General features: G+C 44.2%; 15 protein-coding genes. 11 read left to right on the forward strand and 4 right to left on the reverse strand.

Going from position 1 to position 18,488, the window contains the following annotated elements; genetic code table 11:
* Nucleotides 1–12 precede the first annotated feature (12 nt).
* Complete coding sequence (locus CGC65_RS09805) at nucleotides 13–648, reverse strand: GntR family transcriptional regulator (protein WP_002569569.1); 636 nt, start codon at nucleotides 646–648, stop codon at nucleotides 13–15.
* Nucleotides 649–894: 246 nt separating this feature from the next.
* On the opposite strand from CGC65_RS09805, the gene CGC65_RS09810 reads away from it, so the two are divergent.
* The 3 genes from CGC65_RS09810 to CGC65_RS09820 all read left to right on the forward strand — a co-directional run bounded on the left by CGC65_RS09810 (nucleotide 895) and on the right by CGC65_RS09820 (nucleotide 5,626).
* Nucleotides 895–1,893, forward strand: a complete 999-nt coding sequence (locus tag CGC65_RS09810) for a 2-dehydro-3-deoxygalactonokinase (RefSeq protein ID WP_002569568.1) — start codon at nucleotides 895–897, stop codon at nucleotides 1,891–1,893.
* A 13-nt stretch (nucleotides 1,894–1,906) separates the two neighbouring features.
* Complete coding sequence (locus CGC65_RS09815) at nucleotides 1,907–2,572, forward strand: bifunctional 4-hydroxy-2-oxoglutarate aldolase/2-dehydro-3-deoxy-phosphogluconate aldolase (protein WP_002569567.1); 666 nt, start codon at nucleotides 1,907–1,909, stop codon at nucleotides 2,570–2,572.
* Between the two features lie 327 nt (nucleotides 2,573–2,899).
* Nucleotides 2,900–5,626, forward strand: a complete 2,727-nt coding sequence (locus CGC65_RS09820) for a sensor domain-containing phosphodiesterase (protein ID WP_002569566.1) — start codon at nucleotides 2,900–2,902, stop codon at nucleotides 5,624–5,626.
* Nucleotides 5,627–5,765: 139 nt separating this feature from the next.
* Here the strand turns inward: CGC65_RS09820 and CGC65_RS09825 are convergent, their stop codons facing one another.
* Nucleotides 5,766–8,324, reverse strand: a complete 2,559-nt coding sequence (locus CGC65_RS09825) for a hybrid sensor histidine kinase/response regulator (RefSeq protein WP_002569565.1) — start codon at nucleotides 8,322–8,324, stop codon at nucleotides 5,766–5,768.
* A 176-nt stretch (nucleotides 8,325–8,500) separates the two neighbouring features.
* On the opposite strand from CGC65_RS09825, the gene CGC65_RS09830 reads away from it, so the two are divergent.
* The 8 genes from CGC65_RS09830 to CGC65_RS09865 all read left to right on the forward strand — a co-directional run bounded on the left by CGC65_RS09830 (nucleotide 8,501) and on the right by CGC65_RS09865 (nucleotide 16,756).
* A complete protein-coding gene (locus CGC65_RS09830; protein ID WP_002569564.1) occupies nucleotides 8,501–9,964 on the forward strand; it encodes a GntR family transcriptional regulator in 1,464 nt (487 codons plus the stop codon).
* 308 nt (nucleotides 9,965–10,272) lie between these two features.
* Complete coding sequence (gene rpe, locus CGC65_RS09835) at nucleotides 10,273–10,917, forward strand: ribulose-phosphate 3-epimerase (RefSeq protein ID WP_002569563.1); 645 nt, start codon at nucleotides 10,273–10,275, stop codon at nucleotides 10,915–10,917.
* A gap of 64 nt (nucleotides 10,918–10,981) precedes the next feature.
* A complete protein-coding gene (locus tag CGC65_RS09840; RefSeq protein WP_002569562.1) occupies nucleotides 10,982–11,734 on the forward strand; it encodes an SDR family NAD(P)-dependent oxidoreductase in 753 nt (250 codons plus the stop codon).
* Nucleotides 11,735–11,776: 42 nt separating this feature from the next.
* Nucleotides 11,777–13,042 carry a PTS transporter subunit IIC gene (locus CGC65_RS09845; protein WP_002569561.1) on the forward strand — a complete coding sequence of 422 codons (1,266 nt, stop codon included), beginning with the start codon at nucleotides 11,777–11,779 and terminating at the stop codon, nucleotides 13,040–13,042.
* A gap of 15 nt (nucleotides 13,043–13,057) precedes the next feature.
* Nucleotides 13,058–13,498 (forward strand): PTS sugar transporter subunit IIA, encoded by a 441-nt coding sequence (locus CGC65_RS09850; RefSeq protein WP_002569560.1) that lies wholly within the window; start codon nucleotides 13,058–13,060, stop codon nucleotides 13,496–13,498.
* A gap of 45 nt (nucleotides 13,499–13,543) precedes the next feature.
* The gene (gene hxlB, locus CGC65_RS09855; RefSeq protein ID WP_002569559.1) at nucleotides 13,544–14,083 is read left to right on the forward strand and encodes a 6-phospho-3-hexuloisomerase; all 540 of its coding nucleotides are present in this window, start codon (nucleotides 13,544–13,546) and stop codon (nucleotides 14,081–14,083) included.
* Between the two features lie 83 nt (nucleotides 14,084–14,166).
* Complete coding sequence (locus CGC65_RS09860) at nucleotides 14,167–14,466, forward strand: PTS sugar transporter subunit IIB (RefSeq protein WP_002569558.1); 300 nt, start codon at nucleotides 14,167–14,169, stop codon at nucleotides 14,464–14,466.
* 211 nt (nucleotides 14,467–14,677) lie between these two features.
* Entirely contained in the window at nucleotides 14,678–16,756 is a 2,079-nt protein-coding gene (locus CGC65_RS09865; protein ID WP_002569557.1) for a BglG family transcription antiterminator, read from the forward strand.
* Between the two features lie 23 nt (nucleotides 16,757–16,779).
* Here CGC65_RS09865 and CGC65_RS09870 read toward each other — a convergent pair whose 3' ends face one another.
* Together CGC65_RS09870 and CGC65_RS09875 are read right to left on the reverse strand one after the other, a co-directional pair.
* The gene (locus CGC65_RS09870) at nucleotides 16,780–17,805 is read right to left on the reverse strand and encodes a HAMP domain-containing sensor histidine kinase (protein ID WP_002569556.1); all 1,026 of its coding nucleotides are present in this window, start codon (nucleotides 17,803–17,805) and stop codon (nucleotides 16,780–16,782) included.
* The gene (locus CGC65_RS09875; protein WP_038282708.1) at nucleotides 17,802–18,473 is read right to left on the reverse strand and encodes a response regulator transcription factor; all 672 of its coding nucleotides are present in this window, start codon (nucleotides 18,471–18,473) and stop codon (nucleotides 17,802–17,804) included. Before CGC65_RS09875 ends, CGC65_RS09870 begins: the two co-directional genes overlap by 4 nt.
* Nucleotides 18,474–18,488: the final 15 nt, after the last annotated feature.

The following is an 18,488-nucleotide window of genomic DNA, read 5'->3' on the forward strand; positions in this document are numbered from 1 at the left end:
GGCAGGCCGCTGTTAATAGTAGTATTCAAAGGCTTCCTGCTTGGCAGTGAGAATATGTTCTCTTACTGCGTTCTCCAGCTGGCTCTCGTCTCTGAGTCGGAGAGCCTCCAGGATGGCAAGATGCTCATTGATGGACCTCTGGTAATTCATGTTGCGTTGGGATGTAAGGATACGGATTCTGTGGTTATGGTCATTTACCACCCGGAACGTGTCCTTCAGCATAAAGTTATTGGTATGGCTAGTCAGGGTATTGTGAAGTTCCCGGTCCAACTCAATGTAATAATCCCGCTGCTGTTCGCCTTCCTTTTCATGAAATGTTGTGGAGAAGGAGGTGTACATATGATCAATCCATTCATTGACAATGTAGCGGCAGGCTGAACGGGCAATAAACGGTTCGTTCAGCAGTCTGACTTCATAAATGGAGTAGATCAAATCCAGTGTAATGTCACTGACAAGCGTGCCACGCCTTGGATAAATCATCACAAAGTGTTCTTTCTCCAGCTTTTGTATGGCCTCGCGGATAGGGGTTCTGCTGACTCCCAGTTCCTTTTGGAGCTGTTCTTCCGAAACATCACTTAGAGGAGGCATCTGTCCGGATATAATTCTATTTTTTAGTTCCTGATATGCATAGTCTGATTTGTTTTCCAACGTCCTCTCCTTTCTACTGGTATATGGGAAATATATCACAAATATTTAAAAAACACAATATTTCTTTGCGGTTTCTTTGAAAATTGTAAAGTATGCACATTTTTTAATGTTTTTTTTGTGAGATTTTAAATATAGAAGAATTGTGCGCGGAATGGTATTATAGAATTAATATATCACAAATATATCACTAATATTTTATCGACCCATTCAGTATTTTAATTTATGCACAAGGAGGCAGCAGTATATATGGAACACTATCTGATTACCATTGACAGCGGAACAACGAACACCCGAGTTGCTCTGTGGAACCAAAAGAAGGCATGCGTGGATATTTATAAGAGCGAAATTGGAGTCAGAGTCACAGCTGTAGAGGGTAACAATAAAAGGCTGGCCGGAGCCATACGTGAAGGCATCCAGACATTATTAAATAGAAATAATCTGACAATCCATCAGATTGCATCTGTTTATGCATCCGGTATGATTACTTCCAATGTAGGACTTACAGAGGTTCCGCATATAGAGGCTCCTGCAGGATTAGAGGATTTTGCGGCAGCGGTGAGAGCTGTGCTCATTCCGGAGGTGTTTGAACTCCCCATTCATTTCATCCCGGGCCTGAAAAATTCCAATGCTGTGGATATGGATACCCTGGAATCCATGGATATTATGAGAGGGGAGGAGACAGAGGCACTGGCTTTGCTATCTCTTATCACGGTAAAAGGGGCTGTCCTTCTCGCGCTGCCCGGTTCGCACAATAAGTTCGTGACTACGGATCGGTCTGGGAGACTGACGGGGTGTCTGACCACCTTGTCCGGCGAGCTGCTGTCAGCCATCACCAATCATACCATTATAGCGGATGCGGTTAACCATTCCTTTGCTTCTGCTCATTATAACTGGGAAATGGTGCTGAAGGGCTTTAAGACAGCCCGGGATACCAGTCTGACCAGGGCGGTATTTACAACCCGTATTCTGAACCAATGTCTGTCCGCATCTCCAAAAGATTGCGCCGGTTACCTGCTGGGAGCAGTGCTTTCTTCTGATATAAGTGCTGTTAAAAAGAGCAGCGCGCTCATGCTGAGCCCGGACATGCAGGTGGTAGTGGCCGGGAAGGAACCTCTTAGGAGCGCCTTGACCAGGCTGTTTGAGGAAGATGGTTCATTCTCTGATGTGTCAGGGTATGATTCGGGAGAATTGCTGCTCTCCGGATACGGGGCGCTGCTTATAGCTGTTTATAATGGAGATTTTTAGGGAGGATAGGATAATGGATGAGAGAAATAGGCAGCAGATGATTCTGCAGATGATTAGGAAGGAAAAAATAGTTGCAATTGTAAGAGGTATCCCATCCGGGCTGATCCTGGATACGGGACGGGCTCTGGCAGACGGCGGAATTTGCATGATGGAAGTCACCTTTGATCACAGCGGACCTGAGGGAATAAGGGAGACGCTCCATTCAATCGCATTGCTGAAGGAACACCTGTCCGAACGTATGCATATTGGCGCTGGTACGGTTCTCACAGCAGAGGAAGCAGAAGAGGCTTATAGAAGAGGTGCAGAGTATATCATATCTCCTAATGTTGACAGAAGTGTGATTGAGAAGACAAAGGAACTGGGACTTATATCCATGCCTGGTGCATTTACGCCTTCTGAGATTGTGGATGCGTATAATTATGGGGGCGATATCATCAAATTGTTTCCAGCAGGACTTTTAGGAGTATCCTACATAAAGGCGGTCCGTGGTCCACTATCCCACATTCCGATGGCAGCAGTGGGAGGCGTGACCCCGGAAAATATATGCCAGTTTACTGCCGCCGGTGTTGCCTGCTTTGGGATAGGGAGCAATCTTGTAAACCAATCACTGACAGTCAGCCATGATTTTGAAAATCTGACTGAAAGGGCACTGGCTTTCCGGAACGCTTTGGGAGAATAGAAGTAAAGAAAGAATTGTCTTATGTATGCCTTCGGTTATTAACCGGAGGCTTTTTCTATGATTATTAAACGCCCTGAAAAATACTGGTTAATCAGAAAAACTAATTGATGTGTTGGTATAGTTAATTATTGTTAATGTTTGACAGTTTTATACGAAGGGGTTAAAATCATAGTTAGTGTTTATCTAAGCAGACATTAAACGGATGTTATCTCTGAATGACTTTTACACCATAAGGCTTATTTTAATCCCGCTGCTTTCTGATATCCGCTTTGGAATGTGGCATATACGGAACACGATAAATTTTAAAGTACAAAGGAGGGGGATTAAATGGGGAGAATAATCAGGAAATTAGGCGGGGTTTTTGTTCCAATCATTTTTTGCACAGCTCTTATATTTACAGCGCATATGTCACTTGATTTAACGGATGATTTACAGGGGAATGCCAGGGTCATAAATTATATTGGTATCGTTCGGGGAGCAACACAGAGACTGATTAAAAAGGAATTGAATCATGTACCGGATGACGAGTTGATTTATTTTCTGGATAACATATTGTCAGGACTTTCAAGCGGGAGTGATGAATTAAATCTGATAAAACTGGATAGCGAAGAATTCCAAACCATGTTAATAGAAATGCAAAATGACTGGGAAGATATTAAAGCGCAGATATACAATTATCGGAAAGATCCTTCCAATCAGATGCTTTATGAATTGAGTGAAGATTATTTTAGATTAGCCAATGATACAGTGTTTACGGCTGAAGAATATACGGAACATACGGTACAGAATGCAAGAAAGTCACTGGTGATCACCAATATTATATTTGGATTAATGGCTTTTGGCTGTTCTGTTTTTACCATTTGCCAGGAAAAGCGCCGGAAAAAATTAATTGAGGCTGAAAAGGAAAATATAAAAAAGAGCGAGCAGTTGTCAAGAAGAGCCCAGGAGTTAATGGCGCCTATGAATGAGATATCAGAATTAATGTATGTCTCAGACATAAATACGTATGAACTGCTGTTTGTCAATGAAGCGGGAAAGAGAATGTTTCAGATTGACGACAGCCAGCCGAATATAAAATGCTATAAAGTTTTACAGGGATTTGAAGAACCCTGTCCTTTTTGTACCAATAAGCTGCTTAAAGCGGATGAAACATATTCCTGGGAGTATACAAACCCTATAATAAAAAAACATTATCTTTTGAAAGACCGCCTGATTGAATGGGATGGACGCACAGTCCGGATGGAAATTGCTTTTGATATTACAGAAGCTAATAATGAAAAAAATGAATTAAAAAGAAGACTGAAAAGAGATGATATACGCCTTGCATGTGTAAGGGAACTTTATAATAATCGCAACATACAAAGCGCAATCACAAAGGTTCTGCAATATATAGGAACACTGTTTTCGGCAGAACGTTCCTATGTTTTCCGGTTTCATGACCAGTATTATTCTAACATCGCAGAATGGTGTAAAGAAGGTGTTTTGCCACAAATAGACAATTTACAGAATATCCCAATCGGTGATTATCAAGTATGGCTGGATGAGTTGGACAAGCACAAAAAGCTGGTTATTAATGATATTGAAGAAATAAAGGATACATTCCCGAAGGGCTATGAACTGCTTGTCCAACAGGGAATACGAAATATTATATGGGTACCCATGATGAAGAATGGAAAAGTAAATGGGTCAATAGGCCTGGATAATCAGGATTTGGGCCTGGCTGAAGTAGCGGTTCCATTTTTGCAGACTATCCAGTATTTTCTTTCTCTGACCATGCAGCGAAATGAAAATGAAACAATGTTATTTGAGATGAGCCAAATAGACCGGTTAACTTCTTTTTACAATAGAAACCGTTTTATACAGGATGTATCTGAATTAAAAGAGTGCAAAGAATCTGTAGGAGTGGTCTATTTAGATATTAATGGGCTTAAAGAGATTAATGATTCCTTTGGCCATGACACGGGGGATAAGATGATTAAGGAATGCGCTGATATTGTGAAAAACAGCGTTGATTCAAAGTACCTTTACCGTATTGGCGGCGATGAGTTTGTAATAATTTATGTGGATATTACCGAGGAATCCTTTTGCGATAATGTTCAGCTGTTAAAAAATGCTTTTGAGAAGAGCAAATGTCAGGCAGCCATAGGATGCAGATGGAATGAAGAATGCACTCATATTCAGGATATTATCAAAGAAGCGGATGAATTAATGTATGATGATAAAAAGCGGTTCTATCAGGGACACCATGCAACGGGCCGCTACAGGCATAATAATGACATACTGCGCTCCTTGGCTGAGCCTGATGTGCTAAACGAAAAAATAGAGAATCATAATTTCAAAGTGTATTTGCAGCCTAAAATAAATGTGGAAGATTGCAGGATGGTGGGTGCAGAAGCATTGATACGTTACCGGGATGAAAATGGAGCTATCATAGCACCAGATAAATTCATTCCAGTTTTAGAAGACACATACCTGATCAGTAAGATTGACTACTATGTATTTGAGGAGGTATGCAAAACCCTGAGTATCTGGGCCAGGCAGGGGAAGTCTGCCGTTACAATCTCCAGTAATTTTTCAAAGCTCACTTTTAGGGACGATCGTTTTATAAAAAGATTGGAAGAGATCAGCGACAAATATCATGTTCAAAGAAATTATTTGGAAATAGAGATTACTGAGAGCGCCAATTTTACAAATTTGGACACATTGGTAACAAGAATCAATCAAATAAGAGATTCTGGATTCAGAGTTGCAATGGATGACTTTGGGGTGGAAAGTTCAAATTTAGCGCTGCTGTCATTAGTGAAATTCGATATATTAAAAATAGATAAAGGGTTTGTAAAAGATATTATTTCAAATAAAAGAGCACAGATAATAATTGGGATGATGACAAGAATGTGCAGTGAAATGGGAATTCAGTTAGTTGCTGAAGGGATAGAGGACGGGCAGCAATTAGAGGTTCTAAGAGAATATGGTGTCAAAACTGTGCAGGGCTATTTGTTTAGCAGGCCTATATCAATTTCAGAGTATGAAGAAAAGTATATGCAGGGGCCCTGATGCACCAGGAGGATATTCCAGCGGATGAATTCAGGCTGCAGCAATGCGTTAATAAAGCAGGGATTGAAACTTTATTTCTTCCTGCAGCCTGAGGGCCTGCAATGTTTTTGTGGACGGAACATAAATGCAGTAAACGGGGCTATATTAAATATCTTTTTAACATGCGGGTCAATTCCATAACGTCAATAGGCTTTGCAATATGAGCGTTCATACCGCATTCCAGGCAATGCTGTATATCATCCGAAAAAGCATCCGCACTCATAGCAATAATTGGAACAGATAAGGCATCCGGATGATCCAGTCCCCTGATTGCTTTCGTGGCCTCATATCCTGTCATATGCGGCATCCTTATATCCATGAGAATAGCATCGTAATATCCCTCGGGTGACTTTTGGAATTTATCCAGACAAATCTGGCCATCCTCGGCCCAATCCAATACCACTCCCAAATCAGATAACAGCTCATTTGCAATCTCCCAGTTAAGTTCATTATCCTCGGCGAGAAGGATGCGGCGCCCGGACAGCTCCATACCCTGGTTCAATGTCCGGCTATTTGGTGTATCAACTCCCATATATTGGCGCAGTGCATAGAACAATGTGGATTTAAACAGAGGCTTGGAAATGAAGCCGCTGATACCCGCCTCCCGTGCTTCCGCTTCAAATTCGCTCCAGTCGTATGCAGAAATAAGCAGTATAGGTACTTCATCTCCTAAATTGCGCCGTAGTTCTCTGGCAACCTGAATCCCATTCATGCCAGGTAGTTTCCAATCTAACAGGATTATTTGATAATCGTCCCTTCTGCTGTGGTGTTGGATTACCAAATCTATGGCCTTTTCCCCGCTTAATGTCCATTCAGCTTTTATACCAATGGATTTCAGCGCATTTATAGCTGTTCTGCACAATAGCTCGTCATCGTCAACCACCAGCATATTCCAGGAAGGGAGCACCATATCCACCTCCATTGCGGCAGCTTTTTCAAAATCAAATGTAATACGGAATTCAGTACCTTTGCCAATTTCACTTTGAACCTCAATGCCTCCTTCCATCGCGTCTACAATGTACTTTGTAATCGCCATTCCCAAACCTGCACCCTCTGTTTTATGTACCCTGGCACTATCTGCCCGGCTATAGGATTCATATATTTTTTTCAGAAAATCCTGTGACATGCCGATTCCATTATCCTTGACATTGATATGAATTCGGACATAGTTTTCTCCTTTTGGAGATTTTTCTTCAGAAAGGGATAATCGTATGGCTCCTCCCTCCGGTGTATACTTGGTTGCATTCGACAAGAGGTTCAATAATACCTGATTCAGGCGTACACCGTCGCACCATACATTTTCTGTTAATATATTATCAACATGAATATCAAAGGTTTGTTTTTTTGCCTTCACTTGTGGCTGCATAATGTTAACAATGCCTTCAGTAACTTCTTGCAAAGAAATCTGCTCGGTTGTTAACGTCAATTTACCACTTTCAATTTTAGACATATCTAAAACATCATTAATCAGCCCTAATAGATGTTTGCTGGACAATGTGATTTTTCTCAGACAACTCTGTACCTGTTCCCGGTCATCCATGTGGGCTGTTGCAATGGCGGTCATGCCTACTATTGCATTCATGGGGGTACGGATATCATGGCTCATATTGGCTAAAAATTCACTTTTGGCCTTGCTGGACTCAAGTGCTGTCTGACGGGCCTTTTCCAGTTCATGCAGCTGAGAACGGGTCATGGAGTAATACCGAAGAAAAATCAATGTCAAAATAAATAGAACAGAAGCGCAGGACAGCAACGTCATGACCATACGCTGACTGCTCAGACTGTTTATGGTATCGTCCAATATACCATAAGGCATTACCGCTACCAAATACCATTCAGAATAAGGCAATGGTATGCCATAAATTTGCCGTTCTTCCCCATTCACTTCAAATGTGGCAGCATACTTTTTATGATCTTTCAGAGCAATACCAAATTCATCAATAGAATTTTCTTCAGATGAATCGTTTTCTTCAAGAGCAAGATGCTTTTGCAGCTCTTCAAAAAAAGGCCACAGTTCGGTGTTGGGATTTTGTATTACAAAACTGCCGTCCGGCCTGATAATATGGTAATACATCAGCTGCCCTTTATCCTCCAGGGAAAGAAAATCAGTGATGTATTCCAGCGGCACCGCTGCTATCAGGCCAGTGCTCTTATCGCCATTCTGCATAGGATAAGCAGCATCAACACCAAATAATACCACTTCATTTTCATCTGAATCAACACCTACGGCAACTCGCTGTTCACTCTGTAATAATGCTTCTACAAAAGGTTCTGGGTTGAGCGGCTGTATTGGGTGTCCGTAAAGAGTTTCGAAATTTCCCTCAGCAGAACAAAGCGCTAAATAGTCAAAATCCCTGACCTGTGCCCTGTAAATGAGTTCCTCATATAGTGCCTCTTTGTCGTTGTTATCTGTTGAAACCACAGAAACAATGCCGCTGACCTGATCAAAACGCAATTTAATTACTGTTTCAAAGTGTCGGGACATTTGTTCATTCATTCCGGACATATAGATCTCTCCAACTTTGTAAACGGCCTTTCTGCTCTTTTGACTCATATAAATTCCCAGAATGCTGAAAATAACAATACTAAAGATAAGGAGCCCAATGAAGCTGTATATCAGAAATTGTATCGTAGTATCATTTTTTTGTCTGCCTGCCATTGACGTTATTCCTCCCTAATGTGTAATCTCTTTCATGCCAATTTTACGGTTTTATTATAAAGGTTATCTTTATCAACGTGCAATACCCATATTGGTAAGGAGTGCAAATAGGTTACAGCTTTTCATGCTGACAAGTGTGGAACTTCATGATATAATCCAGACAGAGGAGATACGATATGAAACCACAGGAAACAAAATTTACATTTGTATATAACGAAATTAAACAGCGCATTTTGGAGGGCCAGATACTTCCTGGAAATTCTTTATTATCTTCAAGGATGTATTGCGAGCAGTTTCATGTAAGCAGATACACGATTAACCATGTTTTTGAAGCATTGCGGGAAGAAGGGCTGATTGAGATTCAGCCCCGCCTTGCTCCAATCGTTGTTTCAGGAAAAGATACGCCTGATTCATTGAATACTGTTTTTGAAATTTTGAAGCAAAAGCAGACTATATTGCAGGTATATCAGACCTTTACGCTAATACTGCCATCCCTTTTTGTTTTTGCCCTGCAGGGCTGCGATGTGGAGATTATGCCGCACTATAAACAGGCTATGAAGGTACTGCGTTTGGGGCGCCTTACCGGCGGATGGCGTATTCCTTCTAATTTGGGATATGATATATTAAGGATAGGAGGAAATCCCTTATTCGGCGAACTTTATTCTGCATTTGGCCTTTACAATAAGTTCTCATTTTTCATAGAGGAATGCCCCTGTTTCAGGAAACACTTTTTACAGAAGCCTGCACCTGCGAACAGCGTTATTATAGACATATTAAAGGGCAAAGATCCGTCTGCAAAGCACCGCCAGTTATTAAATATGTATCAGGCTCTTACAGACTCCATTGAAAGCACACTAAAAAATTTAAGGGACACGACGCCTGAATGTCCTGTGCAAACGGGGGTGCCCTTTGCGTGGAATCCCATGCGCGGCCAGGATTATTATTACTCGAAGATTGTTGACGACCTGAATCTGAAAATCGGCCTTGGAGAATATTCGATTGGCATGTATCTTCCATATGAAAAGCAGCTGGCCGGACAGTATAATGTCTCTTTATCCACTGTCAGAAAGGCATTGTCAGAACTGGAACAGAGAGGGTTCGTAAAAACATTAAATGGCAAAGGCACTATTGTTATAGAACCGGATGATACTAAAATTCACCGGCTGGCTCTTAATTCCGGATATGTAGAAAAGGCATTGCGCTACCTTCATGCCCTGCAGCTCATGGCCCTGCTGATTCGCCCGGCGGCTTTGGAGGCAGCTTTGCGGTTCACCAGAGATGAGCTGGACGAGTTGGCGGACAGATTTACATCTCCCGGTTCCGCTTATCTGGCAGATATGTTGGAAGCCATACTAAAACATACCACACTGGAACCTTTATATGTTATATTATCTGAAACCAATCATCTTCTTGAATGGGGGCATCATTTTGCTTATTATCCGTCCAAGAGGCGTACACTTTCGCATCTCAATAAACAAGTTATCGCTGCGTTCCGGCAATTAAACCAGGGTAACGCGGATTCCTTTGCAGATGGTATAGCGGATTGCTACTGTTATATCTTGGTTTGTATGAAGAAGCATATGACAGAAAAATATAAGTTTTCTAACGCGTCTAATATTCGGATTCCTGAAAAATACTAACATTTTATATTCACATATGAAAAGCAGCTGATTCATTATGAACCAGCCTCTTTTTTTATTAAAAAGGCGGGAAGGTATATTTGAGCGGAAATCAAATAGTAAATTCCCTTCCGGCACATTGGCGGTAAATTGGTCTTTAAGCAAAAGAAAGTTGATGATATAGTAAAACCATAAAGTTGATTCGCGGTAAGGCTTAGTAAGAAACACACAATGGACAGCGGATAATTCATGAATTATAAAACAAAAAAACAAGGCGCCATCATATGAATCTGATCACTTCTTATGAATGGTAATTAGGAGGTTTATCAATGGCTCAAATACTACCGTCAATTTTTGGAGCAGATATTCTGCGGTTAAAGGATGAGATTGAATTTCTGGAACGTGAAAACACGGCTATCCTGCATGTGGATATGATGGACGGCAACTTCGTCTCTAACATTGCCTTCGGGCCAAACCAGATAGGGGCTATGAAAAAGGCATCTAAAATGATGTTTGATGTGCACATGATGATTGACCATCCAAAGGACCATCTGGATGATGTGATTGCCACGGGAGCCGAGATGATATCGGTCCACTATGAGTCCACGCCTCACATCCATAACATGATCCAGCGCATCAAAAAAGCAGGAAGAAAGGCCGGAGTCGTACTCAACCCGGGCACACCGGAGTCAGTGCTTGAATACTTGCTGGATGATATTGACTATGTTCTTATCATGACCATCAATCCGGGGACACCTGGCCAGACATTCATAGAAAAGAGCCTTGAAAAGATTGCCAATCTGAAAAAAATGATTGGCAGCCGTCCCATCCAGATTGAGGTGGACGGAGGCGTCAATGATGTTATAGCAAAGCAGGTGGCCGGTGCAGGAGCCGAGCTGATTGTAGTCGGCGGATATCTCTTTGGAGGCAATCCCGACGAGCGCTACAGCATACTGCGGGAAGCAGTGAAATAGAAGCTGCGGCAGGGCTATGGAACGATAAGCATGACACCACAAGAATAGAGAGGATGGTATAAAGATGAAAAAATTTGAGGGAAAAGTGGTATTGGTGACAGGAGCAGGACATGGAATCGGAAAGCAGATCGCAGTACAGTTTGCAGAGCAGGGAGCTAATACCGTAATTGTTGATTATAATGTGGAATTCGGTACAGAGACAGCAGAAGAAATCACACGTGATTATGTGAAGTCTCTGTTTGTCCAGGCGGATGTGTCAAAGCCGGAAGATATGGACCATGTGCGGGAGAAAGTATTTGAGGAGTTCGGACGGATTGACACCCTTGTCCTCAACGCCGGGGTGGCCTTCAAAAAGAAGGTAAATGAATTTACATTTGAGGAGTGGAACAGGACCATCAGCATAAACTTAAACGGTCTGTTCAATACCGTAAAGGCGTTTTACAATGATTTCCTCACAAACCACGGTTCCATCGTATACATCAGTTCCGGTTCAGCCTTAAGCGGTACAGGCGGAGCCGTGGCCTATCCGGCCTCCAAGGCAGGCGGCGAAGGGCTGATGCGCGGACTGGCAAAGGAGCTTGGACCAAAAGGCGTAAATGTCAATATCATCGCGCCGCGCCTGATTGACACAGGGGATATGATGCGTGTAAATTATCCCACCCAGGCAGAGCTGGACGCTGTTCTGGAAAAGATTCCTGTGCGCCGCTACGGTACGGTCCGGGATGTTGCAAACCTGGCGGTGTTCCTGGCTGACAAGGACAATTCATACATCCAGGGGCAGACGATCCTTCTTGACGGCGGCCGTACCATAGCCTGATTTTAATAAAGAAGGTTTACAGATAAAAAGAGGGGGTATAAAATGGAGGCAATATTAGGATTTTTTCAGGAATTTATCAATTTAGGCGCAGCCATACTTCTGCCGGTTGTCATAGCCATATTAGGAAAATTCTTTGGGATGAAGCTGGGCCATGCCATCAAGTCCGGATTACTGGTGGGAATCGGTTTCCAGGGACTGGTTCTGGCGGTCAACCTGCTGATTACAACAATACAGCCGGTCATGGACTACTATAAGGCGCTGGGGTCGGGATATGACGCTCTGGAGGTTGGGTTTGCAGCGCTGGGGGCTGCATCCTGGACCGTTCCCTTTGCCGTGTTTGTCATCCCGGCCATCATAATTGTGAATCTGATTCTGGTGCGCCTGAAGATTACAAAGGTACTGAATGTGGATATCTGGAATTTCATGCATTTTCTTGTACCCGGCGCATTGGCATATGCCCTGTCAGGAAACGCAGTTATCGGTTTCCTGGTAGCCGTGGGGTGCGGCATCGTTGCATTGTTCTTTTCCCAGTGGCTGGCCCCGAAGTGGGGGGAATTCTTCGGACTGGAAGGAACCACCTGTACCACGCTGGCGTTCTGCGCCTGGGTATATCCTGTTACATATGGACTCAATAAAATCATTGACCTGATTCCCGGCCTGAGGGACGTGGATGTCAATGTGGATAAGCTGGGAAAGAAACTGGGAATCTTTGGAGACCCAGCGGTCATCGGACTGCTGGTGGGCGTATTCCTGGCCTTGCTGACCAGACAGGACCTGGGGGCGTTACTGACCATCGGCATGGGTGTCGCGGCATCCATGGTGCTGATTCCCAGAATGGTAAGCGTTATGATGGAAGGTCTGACTCCCATGGGCAATGCTGCCAATGATTACATGCACAGGAAGATTGGCGATGACGCGGATATTTACATCGGTATGGACATCGCCCTTGGATTGGGAGACCCGGCCTGTATCACATGCTCGGCCATTATGATACCGGTCACCATCCTCCTGGCATTCCTGATTCCCGATATGAGGTTTTTCCCTCTGGGAATCCTGGCAGAGGTTTGCTATCTGGCTCCTATGTGTGTGCTGACCAGTAAGGGAAATATATTCAGGACTCTGATCTGCATGACAGTCATGATGTTCATTACCTTGTTCTTTGCGAACATGTTTATACCCGAAGCAACGCAGATGCTGTCTGTCACCGGCGTTAAATTTGAAGGACTGGTAACCGCATCCCACTTTGGCTGGAACCCGGGCAACCTGTTGGTATCCCTGCTGCACAGACTGTTTGGAATGCTTGGTTAAGAATAGGAGATTAGTATGAAAAATAGATATTTAGTGATTCACGGTTTTGCCAGGGACAGATATGAGGCAATCACCATGTGCGGTGAGGCTCTGTATAAGGAAGGACTTGTCAGCGAACAGTTTGGGACTCTGTGCGTGGAACGGGAGAAGAATTACCCTACAGGACTGCCCACGGAGATTCCTACAGCCATCCCGCATGCCAAAGATGAGAGCATCACACAAAACAGTGTTTGTTTCCTCAAACTGGACCGGCCTGTTTCTTTTAAGCGGATGGATGACGATACCCAGGATGTCAGTACAGATATGATTTTCAACCTGGCAATCAAGGATCCCAATGAACATCTTCAGGCGCTGCAGAACATGATGGGTTTTTTAAATGATTCGGAAGCTCTGTTAAAATGCAAGAGCCTTTCAGACGAGGAACTGATTGAATACTTACAGGAAAAGATAGGATAGTCAGGGAAATCCCTTTCACGTAAGAGATGAAAAAGGAGATTGGTTATGGAATTAATGGATATTGTCGCTGAATTAAAGAATGCTTCCGTGCAGATGCCGGAAGAAAAAATCGACCAGTTCATAGAGGCGGTTGACACTCATGAGCGAATCTTTGTATACGGGACCGGAAGGTCCGGCCTGATGTTAAAAGCGCTGGCCATGAGACTGATGCAGATGGGATATCAGTCCTATGTGGTGGGGGAGACCACAACTCCTTCCGTGGGAAAAGGGGACCTGTTGATTGTGGCTTCGGCTTCCGGAGAGACACAGAGCGTGTGCAGCGCGGCAGACGACGGGGCTAAGCAGGGAACCGACGTGCTGGTGATCACCGGCAGCAAGGAATCCACACTGAGCAGGAACCATGAGCCGCTTATCCGGATTGAGGCCGCCACCAAGTTTTCTGAGTCAAAGGCAAGCATCCAGCCTCTGGGCAGTTTGTTTGAGCAGATGCTGCTGCTGATTTTTGACGCGGTCATCCTTAAGATGAGTTCAAAAAATGCGGATACGAACAAGAAGATGGCAAAGCGCCATGCAAGCATCGAATAGTAAACCTTAAAGAATCCATGTATGGGGCGGGATATGAGTCATATAACATTAAACAATAACACTGTAGAAAAGGAGAAGGTATCATGACAAAAGAAATCAAAATTTTAGTAGCATGCGGCAGCGGAGTTGCGACTTCAACCATCGCACAGGAGGCAGTAAAGGAAATAGCGCAGAGGGCAGGGGTCAATGCAAGGGTATTTAAGGCCACCATTGCGGAAGTGCCGGAGAGGCAGCACCATGTGGATATTGTGCTGACCACAGCCAATTACCGCCAGCCTCTGGAGAAGCCGTACATGAGCGTGTTCGGACTCATTTCCGGGGTCAATAAGGCCAATACGGAAAAGAAGCTGGAGGAGCTGATGAAGAAGGTTGCGGCGGAGTAAAGCGCAGCCGTTCAGACATAAGGTTGATGAAGTGCAAAAGGGAGAGTATATAAAATATAAAATGGTCCGGTTTCCAGGTGCTTGAAGGGAATAGCCGGATTTAAGGGAAAAGACTTTGCGGCGCCTCCGGATCAGGGGACGCTGCAGATGTCGTGTAGAGACGCAGCAGTCCATCTGGCCGGTTGGACTAATTTGAAAGTGGTGGGTGTAAATGAAAAAGAGAAGTACCGAGATATTACAGCGGCTTCTGAAGAATCCAAACGAGGAGCTGAGCCTGAAAAAACTGACAGATGACTATAACATAACTGAAAAGACCTTAAAAGGCGATGTGCAGGAGCTTGTGGAATTTGCCAGGGAATCCGGTTTCGGACACTCTGTATACTGGGACAACCACATACTGCGTCTGGATGACCGAAAGCATATCAGTGAGTTCATGGACGCAGTGTATTCCATGGATCCATACCAGTATAAAATGTCGCTGGAGGAGCGGAAGGTTTATATTATCATTGAATTACTCTGCCATGATGGTTATTATTCCATGCAGCAGCTGGCAGACGAACTGTATGTCACCAGGAATACCATCATAAATGACTGCAGGCTGGTGGATGAATATGTAAAAAAATATGGGATTATCTTTGTGGCCAAAAGTAAGAAGGGAATCCTGCTCCAGACAGAGGAGGATAAGACCCGCGGGCTGCTGATTGACATATTTAAGGGTCTGATTCCATCCATAAAATGCGAGAAGGATTTTTTTGTACGTTTTATTATAAGGCGGGCGGGGTTTATCTGCCCTCTTACAGATGTCATCTATTATATGAACTGTTTCACCAAGGACAACAATATCATATTTGCAAAGGATGTATTTTTTGAAATTGCCATCTGCATCTTTGTCCTGCTCAACCGGTTAGAGCAGACCGGATTTGCAGAGAATTCCACAGAACCCGGCCTGCCCCAGCTGCAGCTGGACACCATTGGCAATATGATACATTATGTGGCGGAGGAGCTGGGATACTCAGCCATAGGGCATAACGGGATTCTGGTTATGGAGAGGCAGATTCTTCTGAGAAATCTGCATCCCCAGGTACAGAGCATCAATGATTTTGAGCTCTATGGTGTGATCTGCCATTTCCTGCTGGAAATCAGCCGGGAAATAGATGTGGATATCCAGTCAGACAATCTGCTGGTGGAATCGCTGATTTCCCATGTAAAGGGCATGAATAACTGGAATGACGCGGATTATGACTGGGACATAGGGTATGAGACCTCCGGGGAGTTCCCGCGTATCAGGGAGCTTGCGGAGGATAAGTTCTGCATATTGGAGAAGTACCTCCAATACAGCCTTACACCCAAGATGAAAGACAGCATTATTATCCATATATGCGCGGCCCTGCTGAGAGGGAGGAAGAACAGCAGCCCCCTGGGAGTTATTATATCCTGCCCAGGAAGCATGGCTACCAGCAAGTATCTGGAAGCCCAGATTAAGAATTACTTCAATTTTTATGTGGTGGACACCATGACCACCAGACAGGTGGAGGCGTCAAAGGGCTGTTTCGACCAGGTGGACTTTGTCATATCCACGGTACCGATTCAGGACTGCGTGCTGCCTGTGGCTGTGGTCAGCCCTTTGATCACGGTGGAGGATATCAACAAGATACAAAACCTTGCATTTAAACAGAAAAAGACTGTTCTGCCGGATGCCAGGGAGCGTTTTCCGGTGCTCTCAAAAATCTATGCGATCTATGATTCAGGGGACCGGCGGAAAATCGAATATCTGGACCGTGAACTCAAGCAGATTCTGGAGGATGCCTTCTATGTAGAGTCCAAGATTGGAAAAGAGTTTGCGCTGCTCAACATGCTTAAAATAAAGTATATCAAGGCAAGGGACGGGAAAATGGCCTGGCGGGAGGCTATGAAGGCTGCCTCCGAGGACCTGATCAGAGACGGATACTTTGATGAACGTTATGTGCGGGAAGCCATTGGAAATGTGGAGGAGTACGGCAGTTACATCATTGTAAATAAAGGAATCGCGCTGGCCCACGCCAGGAAGGAGAGCGGGGTATACGAGGACGGGCTCAGCCTCCTGGTATCAAAGGACGGTATCCTGTTTGATGAGGGCGAGACGGTTCACCTCTTGTTCTTCTTTTCGCAGAAAGGTGAAACGGACTATCTGGACCTGTTCAAGGAAATTATAAAATTAGGTAAAGACCAAAATGATGTTGACAGAATCAGAAATTTAACGGACAGCATGGAGATTTACCGCACCATGTGGGAGATATTATCCAGAAATTGATGCGGCGAAGTCTCTGTTTTTCATTACTTGTCCATTGGAAGCCGGACTGTGAACACGGATCCCTCATCTGGCCGGCTCTCCACAGCAACTGTTCCATTGCACAGTGTGACAATTTTTTTGACCAGGGCCAGCCCAAGGCCATTGCCCTCAATGTTGCGGTTCTGCTCACCCTGATAGAATTTGTCAAATATGTGGGACTGTACCTCCGGTGTCATGCCGACGCCAGTGTCTTTGATACACACCTGAATGACTTCCGGTGTCTGACAGCAGCGGACGCTGATGGAACCTCCGGGTGGAGTGAATTTGACTGCATTTGAAAAAAGGTTTGTCCATACCTGGAACATCAGGTTCTCATTGCCATAGTAAAGCGTTTCAGGCAGATCCATATCAATGTCCAGGTTTTTAGGTTCCCACATAGGCGCCAGGCTGAGAAGAGCCTGGCGTATTTGTTCGTCCAGGAAAAAGGATTCCTTTTGGGAGACGATACCTTGATTCTCCAGTTTGGATATTTTCAGGATATTACCGGTCAGTACAGAGAGCTGCCGGGCGCTTTCAAGGATATGCCCGGAGTAGACATGGAGCTCGTCCGGGAGGGAGACTCCGTTTAACAAGGTGGCATAGCCCTCAATAGAGGTAAGGGGCGTCTTGAATTCATGCGACACATTTTGTATGAAGTCGGACTGGAGCATTTCCATGGAATTAAGTTCCTTTACCATCTTGTTGAAGTTGGCGTTCATATTATACGCATAGGCATCCTCATGGTTTTCAGGAAGCCGGACGGTGAAATCCCCTTCAGCAACCCTTTGAAGAGCTTCGATCAGGTTTTGGATGGGAACCAGAAGACGCTTTGACACGATGAGAATCAGGGAAACAGATACCAGTATAGCTGCTATCAGCAGGGATATAAGCGGAAACAGGCGGGCGGTGACGCTGTGTATATCCGATGAAAAAAATCGGAAGGAAAGCGTACCTGTTATAAAAACCATAACAAACATGATTATGATGACATGGATTGAAAGACTAAGCCACAGTCTGATACCGTTCTTCATTGCACCACCGCCTTATACCCAAGTCCCCGAACCGTCATTATTTTAAAATCATGGTTATGTTCAAAATGCCTGCGCAGCCTGTTGATGTGTACATCAATGGTTTGTACGTCAGAGGCAGTGCCGGGTCCCCATATCTCATCCATAAGCTGGATGCGTGTGAAAATCTTGTTGGGATAGGAAACCAGTTTATACAAAAGCAGGAATTCCTTCTGAGGAAGCATGATGGAATCCTCCCCGCAGGAGACTGTCAGGGAGTCATAATCCAGACAGGTAGCACCTACCATCAGCCTGCGTTCCTGGTTGATATTGGCTCTGCGCATCAGTGCTTTTACCCTGAGAACCATTTCGTTCACATCAATGGGTTTGGTCATATAGTCGTCAATACCTAAAGTAAAACCTTTGCTTTTGGAGGGGTAGTCATCTTTGGCTGTTATCATGAGCACTGGAATCAGCGGATTTTCATTGCGCAGTATTTTCACCAGGTCATAACCATTGAGTACGGGCATCATAACATCGGTTATGACCAGGTCGATATGTTCCTGATCAAAGATGTCCCATGCCTCCTGTCCGTTGGAAGCCAGAACTGTCTCATATCCGGCTTTGTTTAATACGATTTTATAAAGCTGGCTTAATTTTTCATCGTCTTCTACAATCAATATCTTCAGCATCAGCATATGTTTTTC

The sequence above is a fragment of the Enterocloster bolteae genome (assembly GCF_002234575.2).
Lineage (GTDB): Bacteria > Bacillota > Clostridia > Lachnospirales > Lachnospiraceae > Enterocloster > Enterocloster bolteae.